Origin of the sequence: Microcystis flos-aquae FACHB-1344 (assembly GCF_014698375.1) — a bacterium.
GTDB classification, from domain to species: Bacteria; Cyanobacteriota; Cyanobacteriia; order Cyanobacteriales; family Microcystaceae; genus Microcystis; species Microcystis aeruginosa.
In genome coordinates this window covers 31,118-47,424 of record NZ_JACJSW010000210.1, presented here as the reverse complement: position 1 = coordinate 47,424, position 16,307 = coordinate 31,118, and the positions used below count along the sequence as shown (strand labels likewise).

At 42.1% G+C, this 16,307-nt stretch carries 17 protein-coding genes; 15 read left to right on the top strand and 2 right to left on the bottom strand.

The window, feature by feature from the left end; genetic code table 11:
* Positions 1-1,134: 1,134 nt before the first annotated feature.
* The 11 genes from gvpA (H6G48_RS21920) (at position 1,135) to H6G48_RS21870 (ending at position 7,606) form a co-directional block, all read left to right on the top strand.
* Positions 1,135-1,377 (top strand): gas vesicle structural protein GvpA, encoded by a 243-nt coding sequence (gvpA, locus tag H6G48_RS21920; RefSeq protein ID WP_425311603.1) that lies wholly within the window; start codon positions 1,135-1,137, stop codon positions 1,375-1,377.
* Between the two features lie 371 nt (positions 1,378-1,748).
* The gene (gvpA, locus tag H6G48_RS21915; protein ID WP_002735503.1) at positions 1,749-1,964 is read left to right on the top strand and encodes a gas vesicle structural protein GvpA; all 216 of its coding nucleotides are present in this window, start codon (positions 1,749-1,751) and stop codon (positions 1,962-1,964) included.
* A gap of 384 nt (positions 1,965-2,348) precedes the next feature.
* The gene (gvpA, locus tag H6G48_RS21910; RefSeq protein ID WP_002735503.1) at positions 2,349-2,564 is read left to right on the top strand and encodes a gas vesicle structural protein GvpA; all 216 of its coding nucleotides are present in this window, start codon (positions 2,349-2,351) and stop codon (positions 2,562-2,564) included.
* A 267-nt stretch (positions 2,565-2,831) separates the two neighbouring features.
* Positions 2,832-3,371, top strand: a complete 540-nt coding sequence (gvpC, locus tag H6G48_RS21905; protein ID WP_190723182.1) for a gas vesicle protein GvpC — start codon at positions 2,832-2,834, stop codon at positions 3,369-3,371.
* Positions 3,372-3,989: 618 nt separating this feature from the next.
* The gene (gene gvpN, locus H6G48_RS21900) at positions 3,990-5,030 is read left to right on the top strand and encodes a gas vesicle protein GvpN (protein ID WP_002758527.1); all 1,041 of its coding nucleotides are present in this window, start codon (positions 3,990-3,992) and stop codon (positions 5,028-5,030) included.
* A gap of 29 nt (positions 5,031-5,059) precedes the next feature.
* Positions 5,060-5,470 (top strand): gas vesicle protein, encoded by a 411-nt coding sequence (locus H6G48_RS21895; RefSeq protein ID WP_147068961.1) that lies wholly within the window; start codon positions 5,060-5,062, stop codon positions 5,468-5,470.
* On the top strand, positions 5,427-5,738 hold the full coding sequence (locus H6G48_RS21890; protein WP_190723181.1) for a gas vesicle protein: 312 nt from the start codon (positions 5,427-5,429) through the stop codon (positions 5,736-5,738). The genes H6G48_RS21895 and H6G48_RS21890 overlap by 44 nt, the downstream gene beginning before the upstream one ends.
* A gap of 62 nt (positions 5,739-5,800) precedes the next feature.
* The gene (locus H6G48_RS26570; protein ID WP_242034731.1) at positions 5,801-6,067 is read left to right on the top strand and encodes a hypothetical protein; all 267 of its coding nucleotides are present in this window, start codon (positions 5,801-5,803) and stop codon (positions 6,065-6,067) included.
* Between the two features lie 40 nt (positions 6,068-6,107).
* Positions 6,108-6,581 carry a gas vesicle protein K gene (locus tag H6G48_RS21880; RefSeq protein ID WP_002786502.1) on the top strand — a complete coding sequence of 158 codons (474 nt, stop codon included), beginning with the start codon at positions 6,108-6,110 and terminating at the stop codon, positions 6,579-6,581.
* A 15-nt stretch (positions 6,582-6,596) separates the two neighbouring features.
* Positions 6,597-7,331 (top strand): gas vesicle protein GvpF, encoded by a 735-nt coding sequence (gene gvpF, locus H6G48_RS21875; RefSeq protein WP_190723180.1) that lies wholly within the window; start codon positions 6,597-6,599, stop codon positions 7,329-7,331.
* Between the two features lie 14 nt (positions 7,332-7,345).
* Positions 7,346-7,606: a gas vesicle protein GvpG gene (locus H6G48_RS21870; RefSeq protein WP_190723179.1), complete on the top strand. Its 261-nt coding sequence runs from the start codon at positions 7,346-7,348 to the stop codon at positions 7,604-7,606.
* Between the two features lie 131 nt (positions 7,607-7,737).
* On the opposite strand, the gene H6G48_RS21865 is transcribed toward H6G48_RS21870, so the two are convergent.
* Positions 7,738-8,070, bottom strand: coding sequence for a gas vesicle protein (locus H6G48_RS21865; protein WP_190359458.1), 333 nt, complete (start codon positions 8,068-8,070; stop codon positions 7,738-7,740).
* A 92-nt stretch (positions 8,071-8,162) separates the two neighbouring features.
* Between H6G48_RS21865 and H6G48_RS21860 the strand changes: the two genes are divergently transcribed.
* From H6G48_RS21860 to H6G48_RS21850, 3 genes are all read left to right on the top strand, one after another.
* The gene (locus H6G48_RS21860; RefSeq protein WP_190723178.1) at positions 8,163-8,846 is read left to right on the top strand and encodes a GvpL/GvpF family gas vesicle protein; all 684 of its coding nucleotides are present in this window, start codon (positions 8,163-8,165) and stop codon (positions 8,844-8,846) included.
* A 12-nt stretch (positions 8,847-8,858) separates the two neighbouring features.
* Positions 8,859-10,760 (top strand): ArsA family ATPase, encoded by a 1,902-nt coding sequence (locus H6G48_RS21855; RefSeq protein WP_190723177.1) that lies wholly within the window; start codon positions 8,859-8,861, stop codon positions 10,758-10,760.
* A 214-nt stretch (positions 10,761-10,974) separates the two neighbouring features.
* Positions 10,975-12,819 carry an AAA family ATPase gene (locus H6G48_RS21850; protein ID WP_190723176.1) on the top strand — a complete coding sequence of 615 codons (1,845 nt, stop codon included), beginning with the start codon at positions 10,975-10,977 and terminating at the stop codon, positions 12,817-12,819.
* Between the two features lie 285 nt (positions 12,820-13,104).
* Here the strand turns inward: H6G48_RS21850 and H6G48_RS21845 are convergent, their stop codons facing one another.
* Positions 13,105-14,712: an MFS transporter gene (locus H6G48_RS21845; protein ID WP_190723175.1), complete on the bottom strand. Its 1,608-nt coding sequence runs from the start codon at positions 14,710-14,712 to the stop codon at positions 13,105-13,107.
* 449 nt (positions 14,713-15,161) lie between these two features.
* On the opposite strand from H6G48_RS21845, the gene H6G48_RS21840 reads away from it, so the two are divergent.
* Positions 15,162-16,265, top strand: a complete 1,104-nt coding sequence (locus H6G48_RS21840; protein ID WP_190723174.1) for a glycosyltransferase family 4 protein — start codon at positions 15,162-15,164, stop codon at positions 16,263-16,265.
* Positions 16,266-16,307: the final 42 nt, after the last annotated feature.

The following is a 16,307-nucleotide window of genomic DNA, read 5'->3' as shown; positions in this document are numbered from 1 at the left end:
AATGGCTTGGGATAGATGCCTACTCTAGCTGGGAAACTTTTGTTGAATCTGTGGAAAAAATTCTGAAAGAATTTGGAGAAAATTATGTAATTAATTTTGTCTAACTACTTAACGATGGATAAGTCCAGAATGTAATACTGATAACGATAGAGATGAAAATGCAGCCAAGAATTTAAGAGCAGAAGGAATAAGAATCCTTTCAACAAATGCTGATGGGCAGTCAGGAGTTTAAGCTTGTGGAGAGACTATTGGGACTTAGGCGTTTTCGGTCAGCAAAAAAGGCTCAAACCATTACGGGACAAAGGGTTAACCTCGATTTATGATTTTCCTTGATCTATCTGGGTTTCAGCGATTTTGGGCTTCTCGAAGTAAATCCCAAGCGGGGATTGGAGTTGAGGCTTTTCTCGATTGGTTTTTTGTCTAAGTCCCACTATTAGTTTATTTGTTCTATGTCCATGGCAGCTCTTGGCTAGAGCCAGCGATCGCTTAATAATGAAAGCATAAGTAGGGAGGCACAATTATTTGTAGCGGACTGTTTCAGCTAATTTGGTGTATTAGAAAAATGCTATAGATTCTATAATCTAGGACTTACGCATTGACAGGATCGACCAAATATGAGGTATGGGTTTCGGGCATTTTAACGTGATTTTTTGATGACTTTTGAGCGATCGCTATCGTTGGGAAGTTAATCGCCAAAAGTCTGAAACGATGGATTTTCGTTCATACACATCATGGTGAATTTGTACAGTGCGTAAGTCCTATAATCTAAGACTTTAAGCCGAATCTATTGCCCTATTTTAGCTGAAACAGTCCAGTAGGATGGGTTAGCGGTAGCGTAACATGAGCGGGCGTTGAGTTGAAGCATGAAACCCAACGCCCGCTCATCTTATATTTAATTCCACCCACCTACTTAGGTGCATCTTTTCTGAGAATTGATGGCATTTCTTAACCCCAAAAATGAGAATTGACTACATTTCTTAACTTAAGGATCGTACATTTCTTAACCAAAAACTAGATATTAGATATTGACAACGACAAAACAAGGGTGTTATGTTTGAAATTGCGGAAGTGATGAAGGCAGAAAAATCAAATAGATATCTGAATCCTCCATGATTTCAGCACTGTACACCTTCTATGAAAACAACAAAAAGGTCTATTACCATGGCAGTTGAAAAAACTAACTCTTCCTCTAGCTTGGCTGAAGTTATTGATCGTATCCTTGACAAAGGTATCGTTATTGATGCCTGGGCTCGCGTCTCTCTGGTGGGAATCGAATTATTAGCGATTGAAGCTCGTGTAGTTATCGCTTCGGTTGAAACCTACCTCAAATATGCTGAAGCCGTTGGTCTGACTCAATCTGCGGCGGTTCCTGCTTAAGGATTGATCCCAGATTCTCCCATCGGCTGAGTTAAAACCCTAGTGGGTTTTCCAGATTCTCGGCTTTTCTTTAATCCCTGTTGAGTTTAGTTACCCCTGTCTTGGGGCGCAATAGTCTATAATTGATAGGGTCGGCACGGCAACGGATAGCGAAGACAAAGCTAGACGCAGACAAATTGTTTTTGTCACCGTGATTTTGTCCCTTGTAGCTAGGTTTACCCCCAATCACCAGAGTGTGAGGCTCACTATTTTTCGGAATAGAAAGCAATTCTTTGGGTGGGAAGCTGCGCCCCTTGGTCTTGGGTAGTTCGCCATCTCAACTTTTGGATCAGCGCTGTACACTCTCTATACAAACAAAAAGGTCTACTACCATGGCAGTTGAAAAAACTAACTCTTCCTCTAGCTTGGCTGAAGTTATTGATCGTATCCTTGACAAAGGTATCGTTATTGATGCTTGGGCTCGCGTCTCTCTGGTGGGAATCGAATTATTAGCGATTGAAGCTCGTGTAGTTATCGCTTCGGTTGAAACCTACCTCAAATATGCTGAAGCCGTTGGTCTGACTCAATCTGCAGCGGTTCCTGCTTAAGGATTGATCCCAGATTTTCCTATCTGCTGAGTGAAAACCCGACTGGGTTTTGCAGGTTCTTGGGTTTTCTTTAATCTCTATTGAGTTCAGTTACCCCTCTCTTGGGGCGCAATAGTCTATAATTAATAGGGTTGGCACGGCAACGGATAGCTAGAACAAAGCTAGACTCAGACAAATTATTTTTGTGACCGTGATTTTGACCCTTGTAGCTAGGGTTACCACCTATCGCCAGAATGTGAGCCTCTCTATTTTTCGCAATAGCGCAATGGAAGGCCATTCTTTAGGTAGTGAGGCCACGCCCCTTGGGATGCGGTGGTTCGCTATCTCAACATTTGGATTCAGCATTGTACACTTCCTATACAACTAACAAAAAGGTCTATTACCATGGCAGTCGAAAAAACCAACTCTTCCTCTAGCTTAGCTGAAGTTATCGATCGTATCCTTGACAAAGGTATCGTTATTGATGCCTGGGCTCGCGTCTCTCTGGTGGGAATCGAATTATTAGCGATTGAAGCTCGTGTAGTCATCGCTTCGGTTGAAACCTACCTCAAATATGCTGAAGCAGTTGGTCTGACTCAATCTGCGGCGGTTCCTGCTTAAGGATTGCTCACAGATTCTCCTATCTGCTCAGTTAAAACCCGACCGGGTTTTCTAGATTCTCGGCTTTTCTTTAATCCCTATTGAGTTTAGTTACCCCTCTCTTGGGGCGCAATAGTCTATAATTGATAGGGTAGTTCGCTATCTCGACTTTGGGATGATCAGAAAAGTCGGAATCTACTGTCTCTCCCCCCAGTCCCCGTGAAGGTTTTTCTAACGGGTGATTGGGTCTAATCCATTCCATAGTATTTAGTAATTGAGGACAACCCCATGCCTGCTCTCATGGAAAAGTTCCGCCAGGAGCGTTTATCGATTGCTGGAGAAGTAGCTAAACTCTCGCAAGAAGTCCAAGCTTTTTTGTCGGATGTCAAAACTGAAAGACAAAAACAAGCGCAAGAACAGGCAACTGCTTTGCGCCAATCTTTCCAAAAAGTTCAACAAGAAAGCCTTGCGTTTTTAACAGCTACCCAAAAACAGCGTTTAGCTCAGGCGGAAAAGCAAAAAGAGGATTTACGTCAATTTCAAGAACAACGTTTAGCGGCAGCGAAGCAGCTAGCGGACGACTTACGTCAACAGCGTCTAGATCGAGCTAAACAGCTGAAAGAGGATTTAAGTCAATTCCAAGAACAGCGTTTAGCGGCAGCGAAACAGCTAGAGGACGAGTTACGCCAACTTCATCTAGATCGAGCTAAACAGGTGAAGGATGATTTAAGTCAATTTCAAGAAAGACGTTTGGCGGAAGCGAAACAGCTAAAAGACGATTTGCGTCAATTTCGTCAAGAGTTGTCTATCTACGTTTTTGGCAAATAAATCTCTAGGTTAATTCCAACCCACTTAAGCCTAGGGCTAGAGTAAAAACCCTCTAGTCCCTTTTCCTGGCTAAACTAGAGGACTATCTGAAAATACAACAATAAGCCTTTGGTTTTAAACCTAGCTAGTCCTGCCTTTTCAAGTTTCTAGACTCAACGTAGGATTGGTTGGTTCCCCTTCAGGCTGCTCTAGGGCTCTGGTAAATTAAGAAGTATTATAAAACTTCACTTAGTTTATAGCTAATGTTGTCATTATTAGTCTTTTATTGACAAAGGAGGTAAGGGAAAAGGACTGCATCTGGGCTTGTCATTGTTTAAGTCTTGAAAAGTAATCTAGACAAGAATTTTAGACCCTTAGTCCCTTGACTAATGAATATCCTGAAATACCTTCAGAATCAAGGTTCTAGATCTAATTGATGACAGTTCCTAATTTTTTGTGATATTATTATGAGGTAAGCCTTAAAAGCCAAAGACGATTAAACTTGCCGTAAAATTCGGGTAACACAAGCGTCCTTGCCTACTCGGTTATTAAGGGGAAACCTGAACCAGCAGTTGTTAGCTCAAGAATACCCGTACGCTTCAGGCGGGGATTATCAATGGTATTTACTAGATTTCAACTATGACAGTTACTGAAACTCAAACAAGAAGAGCCGTCCTCAGCCTCCGCCCCGGTCAATTTGTTGTTACGCCTTCGATTGATCAAATTGCCACCCGCGCCTTACGTTATCTAAACTCTGGTTTTTCCATTCATCTATGTGGCCCAGCAGGAACGGGAAAAACCACCTTGGCAATGCACTTGGCCAATTGTTTAGCCAGACCTGTGATGCTAATCTTTGGCGATGATGACTTTACCAGTTCCGATTTAATTGGTAGTCAGTCTGGCTACACCCATAAAAAACTGATGGATAACTATATCCACAGCGTTCTCAAAGTTGAAGACGAGCTAAAACACAATTGGGTGGATTCTCGCTTAACAATGGCCTGTCGCGAGGGGTTTACCCTAGTTTATGATGAGTTCAATCGTTCTCGACCTGAGGTCAACAACGTTTTACTCTCTGCCTTGGAAGAAAAAATTCTCACCCTGCCGCCCACTAGCCATCAACCCGATTACCTACAAGTCAATTCTCAGTTTCGGGCAATTTTCACCTCCAACCCAGAAGAATACTGTGGGGTTCATGCCACCCAAGATGCTTTAATGGATCGGTTGGTAACTATCAATATGCCTGAACCAGACCAACTAACTCAGACAGAAATTCTTGCTCAAAAAACGGGGATTGGTCGAGAAGATGCTTTATTTATTGTCAACCTCGTCAAAACCTTTCGTGTGAAAACTGCGACTGAAAAAACGTCGGGTTTGCGCTCTTGTTTAATGATTGCTAAAGTCTGCGCCTCTCACGATATTGCGGCCAACTCCGCTGACTCGGACTTCCGTGATATCTGCGCCGATGTTCTTTTGTCACGCACAAATTTATCTGTTGATAAGTCAAGAGCGATTTTATGGGAAATCCTCGAGGACAATCCGTTAGAATCCTTATCCTTTCTAGAGGAAGAGGAGCCTTCCGATGCCCAAGCGTCAACTCCTGAGCCTTCGACAGGAAATCAGTCGTTAAAAGCCATTCAATCTTTACTGCGAGGCAACTTGCCCCAGCGAAAAGACTAATTTTATACTCTTATTGAGTGAAACCAACCGTGACTTCTTCCACTTTTGCTGGCTCGCTCAGAAACCAGTCAAACAACTCCCTAAAAACAGCAACTCAAGGTTCGAGTTTAGCGGATATACTCGAACGAGTTTTAGATAAAGGAATTGTGATTGCCGGCGATATTTCCGTTTCGATCGCCTCCACTGAACTTATAAATATCCGCATTCGTTTGTTAATTGCCTCTGTTGATAAAGCAAAGGAAATGGGAATCAACTGGTGGGAAGGAGACCCCTACCTCCATAGCCAATCCCAAGCTTTACTAGCAGAAAATCGGGAACTTTCACTCCGACTCCAAACCCTAGAAACTGAGCTTGAAACCTTAAAATCCTTAACCCAATTGAGTGCAATAGAGAGCCATGATACCAGTCCGAACGATGAAGCACATTCCTCAGATGCGTGAAATTCCTCACTTGAATCCTCAAAGGTTAGGAAATTTACACGAGTTGACGGTTGCCCCTCTTGATAAAGCAAGGGAAATGGCAATTGATGGGTGCCAAGGTTATCCCCACCTCCCTAGCCAATGCCAAGCTTTATTAGCAGAAAACCTGGAACTTTCACGCCGACTTCAAGCCTTAAAATCCTTAGCCAAATTGAGTGCAATGGAGAGCCGTGATCCCAGTCCGAACGACCAGGCACATTCTTTATATACATTGAAATTCCTCAATTGAATCCTCAAACGGTCAAGAAGTTTACACCAGTTAACGATTGCCTCTGTTGATGAGCAAGGGAGATGGCAATTAATGGGTGGGAAGACGACTCCCATCTCTATAGCCAATCCCAAGCTTTATTAGCAGAAACGCCAGAAGCTGAACTTCAAGCCTTAAAATCCCTACCCCGATCGGGGGCAATCGAGGGTCATGATACCAGTCCAAATGATCAAGCACATTCCTCCTGTCGGAGAAGTTCCTCACTTGAATCTTCACAAGGCAGCGGAAAATTGACATTGTACATCATTATTTTCCCTCAGATAAAATTTCTTGGCCAAGCTCCCCACTAGAGACTCACCGTCAAAAACTGCTCATTTACCAATTCCCACCATGACACTTGCTTGCACACCTTACGATTCTGATAATCAAGCCTTGCTGACCCGTCCAGAAAGTAATAGCCAAGCTGGTTTAGCCCCTTTACTGTTAACTGTCGTGGAACTGGTACGCCAATTGCTCGAAGCCCAAATCATTCGCCGGATGGAAAAAGGGGTTCTCAGTGAGTCTGATTTAGATAGAGCCGCAGAAAGTATCCAAAAATTGCAAGAACAAGTTCTCCATTTGTGTGAAATTTTTGAGGTTGAGCCAGAAGAGTTAAATGTCCACCTAGGAGAGTTTGGCACTCTTTTACCGGAAGCGGGGAGTTATTATCCTGGAAAGGAGGGTATTAAGCCCTCTGTGTTAGAATTAGTGGATAGACTCCTCAATACAGGGGTTGTTGTGGAAGGAAATGTTGATCTGGGTCTAGCTCAACTAGATTTAATTCATCTAAAGCTTCGTTTGGTTTTAACTTCTCAGCCGGTTTAATTTGGGAGAATACTGATGACAGTGGGTCTTTATTTGTATGGAATCTTTCCGGAACCAATTCCTGACGGACTCGTTTTGCAGGGTATTGATAATGAGCCAGTTCACAGTGAGATGATTGAGGGTTTTAGTTTTCTCTACTCCGCTGCTCATAAAGAGAAGTATTTGGCATCCCGTCGCTATTTAATTTGCCATGAAAAAGTATTAGAAACTGTCATGGAAGCAGGGTTTACAACGTTGTTGCCCCTGCGGTTTGGCTTAGTTATCAAAACCTGGGAATCCGTCACCGAACAATTAATTAGTCCCTATAAAACCCAACTGAAAGAATTATTTGCTAAACTGTCAGGCCAACGAGAGGTTAGCATTAAGATTTTTTGGGATAATCAGTGGGAATTACAAGCGGCTTTGGAGTCTAATCCTAAGTTAAAGCAAGAACGGGATGCGATGATGGGGAAAAACTTAAATATGGAAGAAATTATCCATATAGGTCAACTCATTGAAGCCACTGTATTGCAACGGAAACAAGACATTATTCAAGTCTTTAGAGAGCAATTAAATCATCGCGCCCAAGAGGTGATTGAAAGCGATCCGATGACGGATGACATGATTTACAATGCAGCTTATTTAATTCCCTGGGAGCAAGAGCCGGAATTTAGCCAAAACGTTGAAGCGATCGATCAGCAGTTTGGCGATCGCCTAAGAATTCGCTATAACAATTTAACCGCACCCTATACCTTTGCCCAACTTGTCTAAGGAGAGTATTAGTTATGTTTCTCGATCTTTTATTTCTTCCTGTTACCGGTCCTATTGGGGGTCTGATCTGGATTGGGGAGAAAATTCAAGAGCGTGCAGATATAGAATATGATGAGGCGGAAAATTTGCACAAATTGTTATTATCCTTACAACTATCTTACGATATGGGCAACATTTCTGAGGAGGAGTTTGAAATTCAGGAAGAAGAACTTTTATTAAAAATTCAAGCCTTAGAAGAAGAAGAGGCAGAAAACCAATCTGAATCTTCTCTCTAGAATTTTTCTATACTCCCCAAGTTCAGAACTGGCAATCTTTCCCACCCTATAGGCCATGGACAAAGTAAGGGCGGATTTGACAAGCTCAAGAACTCGTTGAAGCTTGGTCAGAACTAGCCCTTGGTTAAGCCTTAATATTCTAGGTAAAAAGTTTGGAAATTACTGGAATTATTAGAGGAGTGAGCAACAGTTTTTGGGGAATCAGGTTTTTTAGCTACACTAGGAGGGTTGGCTGTACGCAAATTTTGAATACTTTGTTCTGTAGTCTCAATTTGCTCTGTCACAGACGTGAGACGACTTTTTAACTGCTGAATCTGCCGCTCCATCATTTCTAATTTTTCTTGGATACGTTGTTTTTCAGTAATTAACTTATAAAGCTCAAGTTGCTGATCTGCTTCAGATTGTTTCCGAGGCATGGTGCTAATTTTAGATCTAATTGGTCTGGGTGGACGAGTGGTTGTCATAACAATCCCTGAATAACTTAGAATATTCTAGCATATCAACGCCCCAATATAAAAACTTGTAAAAAATCGTCAATTTTCTTTTGGTAAACCCTATGAAATTGTACAATCTATATACTTACGCTTTTTTGAAAACCCCCATAGAAAGCCTAACACTACCCGTTGGAATGGCTAACCCATTGTTACTGATAACTGGTGGAGAGCTATCGGCCGTAGTCGAACCCGAAGTTAGTTTAGACACTTTACAAAATGATGATGAACGCTTGATTCAATCCGTTTTATGTCATGATCGAGTCATCTGTCAATTATTTCAACAAACCACTATTTTACCCCTACGTTTTGGCACATCTTTTTTAGAGTCAGAAAATTTACTGACTCATCTTTGTTCTCATGGCCAAGAATATCAAGAAAAAATTGAAGAACTTGAGGGAAAAGGAGAATATCTTTTAAAATGTATTCCCCGTAAGCCAGAGGAGCCTGTACTCTCTTCTGAAAGCAGGGGCAGACAATATTTTTTAGCCAAAAAACAGCTTTATGAAGCCCAACAAGATTTTTATACTTTGCAAGGTTCAGAATGGCAAAATCTCGTGAATTTAATCACCCAAAGCTATCCATCAACGAGGATTATTACTGCTCCGGGGACAGAATCACGAATTTATCTTTTAGTTAATCTTCAAGAAGAACCTTTACTAATCGAGCAAGTCTTGCATTGGCAGAAAGCCTGCCCCCGTTGGGAATTACAATTAGGACAAGTTTCTCCCCCCTATCACTTTACTTAACTTGATTTCTCTATGACTAACTTTAACTTGGTAAATAACTCTCTAAGTCGTTATGACACTCGACATTTAGTTATGTTTAGTGGCAAAGGAGGAGTGGGAAAAACTACCCTTTCCTGTGGATTTGCTCGCCGTTGGGCTAAATTATTCCCCGAGGAACAAATCCTGTTAATCTCAACCGATCCTGCTCATTCTTTAGGGGATGTATTGCAAACAGAAGTTAGCGATCAAGCATCACCTGTAAAAGAGTTACCCAACTTAAAAGTTAGGGCATTAGATGCGGAAAAATTGCTCTTAGAATTTAAAGAAAAATACGGAAAATTTTTAGAAATTTTAGTAGAACGGGGCAGTTTTGTTGAAGGAGAAGATTTAACTCCTGTTTGGGATTTAGACTGGCCAGGTTTAGATGAAATTATGGGTCTATTAGAAATTCAGCGATTACTTATTGACAATGTTGTAGATCGAATTGTTGTTGATATGGCTCCCTCTGGTCATACCTTGAATTTATTGGGAATTAAAGACTTTTTAGAGATTATTTTAAATTCTTTAGAGTTGTTTCAAGAAAAACATCGTGTTATTTCGCAAACTTTTTCAAAAACCTACAATGCCGATGATGTGGATGACTTTTTAGTCAAAACACAAGCAGAATTAACCGAAGGCAAACGAATCCTACAAGATCGGGATTTTACCCTTTGTTTAATTGTGGCAATTGCCGAACCGATGAGTTTATTAGAAACCGAACGATTACTCAATAGTTTGCATCACTTAAATATTCCCTGCGGCAGCTTATTTATTAATCGAATTCTAACGGATCCTAATCAAAATTTAGATCGCTACAGTGAGCAACAGCAACTCCTGGATAAATTCCTAAAAATTCCAGGTCAAGAGACAATTTTCACCCTGCCCCAACAGGCAAAAGAACCCCTAGGAGGTGAAGCATTAGATCAGATCATGAGTCAAATTAAAATCATCGAAAAAGTAGAATTTACTCCCCCGCCTCCTATTCAATGGCCGCAAAAAATTCTGCCGAGTTTTAGTGATTTTATTGACGACAAACGCCAACTCATTATCATTGGTGGCAAGGGGGGAGTGGGAAAAACAACCGTTGCTGCGGCCATTGGTTGGGCGTTAGCTAATCGTCATCCCGATCAAAAAATTAGAATTATTTCTATTGATCCAGCGCATTCTTTGGGAGATGCCTTTGGGACAAAGTTAGGACATCAATCCACACAATTAACTGCTAATTTAAGTGGTCAAGAAGTTGATGCTAATATCATTTTAGAAAAATTTCGGGATGATTATTTATGGGAACTGGCAGAAATGATTAGTGGTGAAGGTAAGGAAGAAGGAAACATCAAACTAGCTTATACTCCGGAAGCTTGGCGACAAATTGTAGCTCAATCTCTGCCAGGAATTGATGAAATGTTATCCCTAGTAACAGTGATGGATTTATTAGACCAGAAACAACAAGATTTGATTATTTTAGATACGGCTCCTACCGGTCATCTCCTGCGATTTTTGGAAATGCCAACGGCTTTAGGAGATTGGTTAAGTTGGATTTTTAAGCTTTGGATGAAGTATCAAAATGTCTTAGGGCGTGTAGATTTAATGGGACGATTGCGAACCTTAAGACAACAAGTGATGTCTGCCCAGAAAAAACTAAAAGACCCCCAACATACAGAATTTATTGGAGTTTTGCAAGCCCAAGATGCTATAGTTGCCGAACAACTGCGATTGACAGCATCTTTGAAAAAAATGGGAGTCTATCAACGTTATGTCGTGCAGAATCGTTATCACGCTAATGAGGAAATTGATCGGGATTTATTCCCAGATCAAACTTTGATTCGCTTACCCAGTTTACCCCGGTCAGTAGAACCTCTAGCCCGGGTAAAAAGCGCGGCAGATCTGTTATTTTAAAGGTAATTAGTCTGCTCAAGTCGGACTTCTTCACCCCATCTATCACCCAGTCCCCACGGCAATTCTCATTTTGAAACGATTTTGCGTTGTTTCAGCGATCTAGAGACTCGTTAAGAATTATTAACCCCTCTAGGTGCAAGGGTTTTAATGTCATGAAACCTTAAAATGAGAATTGCTGCAGTCCCCATCTTTCACTTGACTCAGGAGAAATTTTATGGCAGAATTATTCAAAGGCTTCGAGCAATTAGTCGAACTGGCTAAAATCTTGGAAGAGAAACTGGAAAAAGGGGAAATTAAAACCGAAATGCAATTTAATTCCCGTCCCTTGAGTAATATTCCCCGTTCTGGCGGTATTCCCCGTTCAGGGGGAGTTTCTCGTCCGAGCAATTCTGGCGGGGATGATTTTGAGGTCAATCGCCATCGCTCATCCTCCACTGATTCAGGGGTTGAAGACACTGTGACACCGCCCGAAGGACCGACCACGTCTTCCCTGAAAGATGTTGGTGGCTTGACGGAAGTGATTAAAGAACTCAAGGAACTAATTGCCATTCCCCTGAAACGCCCTGACTTGTTGGCCAAGTTAGGACTTGAACCCACTCGCGGCGTTCTCTTAGTCGGACCCCCTGGAACCGGTAAAACCCTGACCGCCCGTGCTTTGGCCGAAGAACTCGGTGTTAACTATATTGCCTTAGTCGGACCAGAGGTGATCAGCAAATATTATGGGGAGGCTGAACAAAAACTGCGGGGAATTTTTGAGAAAGCCGGTAAGAATGCGCCTTGTATCGTTTTTATTGACGAAATTGATAGCATGGCACCCGATCGCAGTAAAGTTGAAGGGGAAGTAGAAAAAAGACTGGTGGCCCAATTGCTGGGTTTAATGGATGGCTTTGCCCAAAGCCGAGGGGTGATTGTTCTAGCGGCGACAAACCGTCCCGACCATCTTGACCCTGCCCTCCGTCGCCCTGGACGGTTTGACCGAGAAGTCCTCTTTCGGGTGCCTGACCGCAAAGGCCGTTTAGAAATCCTGCAAATTCTCACCCGTTCCATGCCCCTAGATGAATCAGTTTCCTTAGCTCTGATTGCCGATAATGCGGTGGGATTTGTCGGGTCAGATTTAAAAGCCGTTTGCCAGAAAGCGGCCTATAGTGCTTTGCGACGCCAGGTTCCTACGATTGACTCGCAAATTCCAGAAACAATGACGGTGGTCCAAGCCGACTTTTTGCAAGCCCTTAAAGAAGTTAAACCGGCGGTATTGCGGTCTGTGGAAGTGGAATCTCCCCATGTGGACTGGGACAATATTGGCGGACTTGAACAGATTAAACAAACCCTACAGGAGTCCGTGGAAGGGGCATTACTCCATCCTCAATTATATACGCAAACCAAAGCCCAAGCTCCCAAAGGTATTTTACTTTGGGGTCCTCCCGGAACGGGAAAAACCTTATTGGCCAAAGCGGTTGCATCTCAGGCGCGAGCTAATTTTATTAGTATTAATGGACCTGAGCTTTTGAGTAAATGGGTGGGTGCGAGTGAACAGGCGGTGCGTGAGTTGTTTGCCAAAGCTCGTCAGGCAGCCCCTTGTGTGGTTTTTATTGATGAAATTGATACTTTAGCACCAGCAAGAGGTCGTTATAGTGGGGATTCAGGAGTGAGTGACCGGGTTGTGGGACAAATCCTCACGGAGTTAGATGGGTTGCAAACGGGGGCAACGATTTTAGTGATTGGAGCCACTAATCGCCCAGATGCGTTAGATCCAGCCTTATTGCGAGCGGGACGGTTGGATTTACAGTTAAAAGTTGATTTACCGAATGCCTCTAGTCGTTTAGCAATTCTCGGGGTTCATAATGATGAACGTCCTTTACAGGATGTGGATTTAGGCTATTGGGCCGAGGCAACCGAAGGCTGGAATGGCGCAGATTTAGCGTTATTATGTAACCAAGCGGCACTGATGGCAATTCGTCGTTATCGCCATCAGGGAATGACTGACCCGGCTGAGATTCGCATTACAACGGCTGATTTTAATCATGCTTACCAACTGTTGGTTGAACAGCGTGCCAATTGATTTTTTTTCCCCCTTGCTTTAGTAGGGGGGAGAATCTCAATTCAGGAAAACCATCGTAAAAAGGAAAATTTTCAAAAATGTCTGCAATCATGGGTCTAATACTAAATCCGGTTATTAAAAACTGATTATTTATTTCCCCTTTTGCATGAGTGCCTGTCCTGATATGTAGCCTATACTCAACGGATTTAGTATAACTTTGTCTTGATAATTTACAAAACGATTGGAACCTGAAGAAGAAAAATTATTACGGGGTTTAACTGACAGTGTTTCTCAAAAAACTGATGTTTACTTTTCCTCTTGTCTTCTTGTTGCTAATTGGTCTAAAATTTCGGCGTGAACTTGGCGAGTAATTGGATAAAAATAGGCAAGAATTAAGCTAATGATCAGAAAAAATGCCGGTAAAGGAGCAATTGCTAGGCGAATTGCTATTAAAGCACTATCTGGCTGCAGGGGAATTGCTTCTCCTGGGATTCTCGGTTTAAAACCCGATGTTTCTAGAGCAATACCGACAAGAAATAACCCCAAAGCTAAACCAATTTTTTGCAAAAGTACCATGAAAGCATAAAAAATACCTTCTCGACGTTTTCCTGTTTCTAATTCGTCTAATTCAATCACATCGGGAACCATTGACCAAGGAATTAAATAGGCCACAGATACGCCAAATCCTGCCAAAACTGCCAAAGCATACATTAAAGTTATTTCTCCTGGTTGGAGCAAAAATAAACCAATTTGGGCAATAATCCAGAATGTCATCCCTAAAAAATAGACTATCTTTTTGTCTAATTTCTGACTAACTGCTTGCCAGAAAAATAACATCACTAAAGCTGTTCCCTGTACTGCCAAAGCGACTAAACCCGATTCTGCTTCCGATAGTCTCATGTAGCTGACGACGTAGTAAACCAAAATCGAGGCGGTTAATTGTACTCCTAACCAAGCACAAAGATAGATGCCAATAACGTATAAAAAGGGACGATTACCAAAAACTATTTTTAATTGTTCTTTCAGGGGAATAGTTTCGGTATTATTATCCGCTTCTCTCTGTTTAATTGCCGCGCTATCCTTGAGATGATTTTCAGTTTTGCCATAGTAAAGGGTTAACCCCGAAACTATCCCTTCTATTCCTAATAAAATTGTGGAAATAGCGATAAAGTCTCTGGGATTCACCCCAATTTTTCCTAGTCCATAGACCAAGGAAAGCGCACCGATAACTATAAAAGCAATTGCCAAAACTTTTTTCTGGGGAGAATTGAGAATCGCTTTTGCTCCTCGTTCTTGTAAAGCTAAAGCGCACCAAATAACTGCTATAATCGACATTAAAGCACAAACTACACCTAACAATAAAAAAGCTTGATGGAGATCGTTGGCATAGGACGATGAGACGATAATATAGAGAATTAATGAGAGAATGCTGCCCCCGATGGAAAAGGCAAAACGAAAACTATTTAAGCGGGTTCTCTCATTATAATCATAAGTTAATTCAGGGGTGAGTGCCTGGTAGGGAAGATTGACTACTGTATAGGTTAAATTAAAGATAATACCAATAAAAATATAATATAAAAATAGCCATAATTGGTTATTAGTCGGGATTAACCACAGTAAAAAATAGCTAATTCCGAAGGGAATCGACCCCAATAACATCCATGGTAAGCGACGACCCCAGATAGTACGAGTTCGATCGCTCCACATGCCAATGATCGGATCGTTAATAGCGTCGAAAATTCTCACCACCATCAGCACACTACCAGCTAATCCTGCCGATAATCCTGCCACATCAGTGAGGAAAAATAGCAGGTAAAATACCGAGATATTGGCAGTGATAGCCGGTCCCAAATCGCCAGCACCATAGGCGATTTTTGTGGTTAAATTGAGTCTTTCAGAAGTCAAATGAGCCATAAAAGCAATTACAGAGATTAAAATAAGCTTAACCGTTCTGGGAGCAGTTGAGGAACTTTAATTTTTTTTGTCTCTAGTAATTCCTGAAAATATCTAGCGTTAAAAGGGAAGATTCCCCGATGACACAAGGGACAAAGAAATAGCTTGATCTTTGGCATCCGGGAAAATTCTGACTATTTCCCCGTCCTTCACTTTTTATCTATCGCCTTGACCAGCATCATCAGCTAAACTGACTAATATCAGTTATTTTAGCTATCAGCATCGGAATTCCCCTTATTCTGGCAGTTAAACTCAAGAAGAGCCACCAGATTGTTCTTTTTCGGACTGTTAGCGGTTAGGAGCTATTACTGGGGAGACGATCGAAATAGATCAAGAAAGTGCAATAGTACAGATAAGAGATCGGGGAAAATTTTTTCGCCAAACCTAAAACTTTTTGACGCTGACGTTCTATGATGCCTCATATCTTCCTATTTTTAGAGATTTTTTCCCAAGAAGGCGGTATTCAATCCTATATCAAGGATGTCCTGCAAGCTTATCTCACTTTGCCCGATTGCGAGGCGGCCGAGGTTTTTTTACTGCGGGATGCCCCTGATTGTCCTAATCCTTTCAAAAATCAAGGTATTACCTTTCATTACCTGAAAAATAACTCAGCAACTCTCGGACGCATTCAATTAGCCCTTAAGTTTCTAGTTTCTCTCCTCCGGAAACGTCCCCAACGGGTTTTTTGTGGTCATATAAATTTAGCCCCCCTCACCCGTCTTTACTGTCAAGCTTTAGGCATACCCTACACCGTCCTCACCTACGGCAAAGAAGTCTGGGAACCTTTACCAAATTCCCAAAAACAGGCCCTGCAAGCGGCCGAATCGATCTGGACAATTAGCCGTTACAGTCGCGATCTTATCTGTGAGGCTAACGCTATCGATCCCAAAAAAGTAGCGATTCTCCCCTGTGTGGTGGATGAAGAAAAGTTTAATTTAGGCGAAAAGTCCTTGACATTAATCAAAAAATATGATATGGAAAATGCCAAAGTTTTATTAACAGTGGCCCGGTTGTGGTCGGGGGATATCTATAAAGGGGTAGATGTTACCATTCGGGCCCTGCCGACAATTCTAGAGACTTATCCCGAAGTAAAATATCTAGTCATTGGACGTGGGGACGACCGCCCCAGGTTAGAAGCTTTAACCAAGCAGTTAGGAGTGGATAAACAGGTAATTTTCGCCGGTTTTGTCCCGACGGAGCAATTAGCCGACCATTATCGTTTAGCCGATGCTTACGTTATGCCCTCCCGGGAAGGATTCGGGATTGTTTACCTAGAAGCGATGGCCTGTGGTATTCCCGTGATTTCTGGAGATGAGGACGGTTCAGCAGAGCCGCTGCAGGATGGTTTGGTGGGGTGGCGCGTTCCCTATCGAGATGCCGAAAAGGTGGCTAAAGCTTGTTTAGAAATTTTGCTAGGTCAGGATCAACGTTGTCACCCGCAATGGTTGCGTCAACAAACTGTAACTAAATTCGGCAAAAAGACTTTACAAGCAAAATTACGGCAGTTAATCTAATTATAACTTCATTGGGCATCGTCTCCTCAATACCGGCCACTG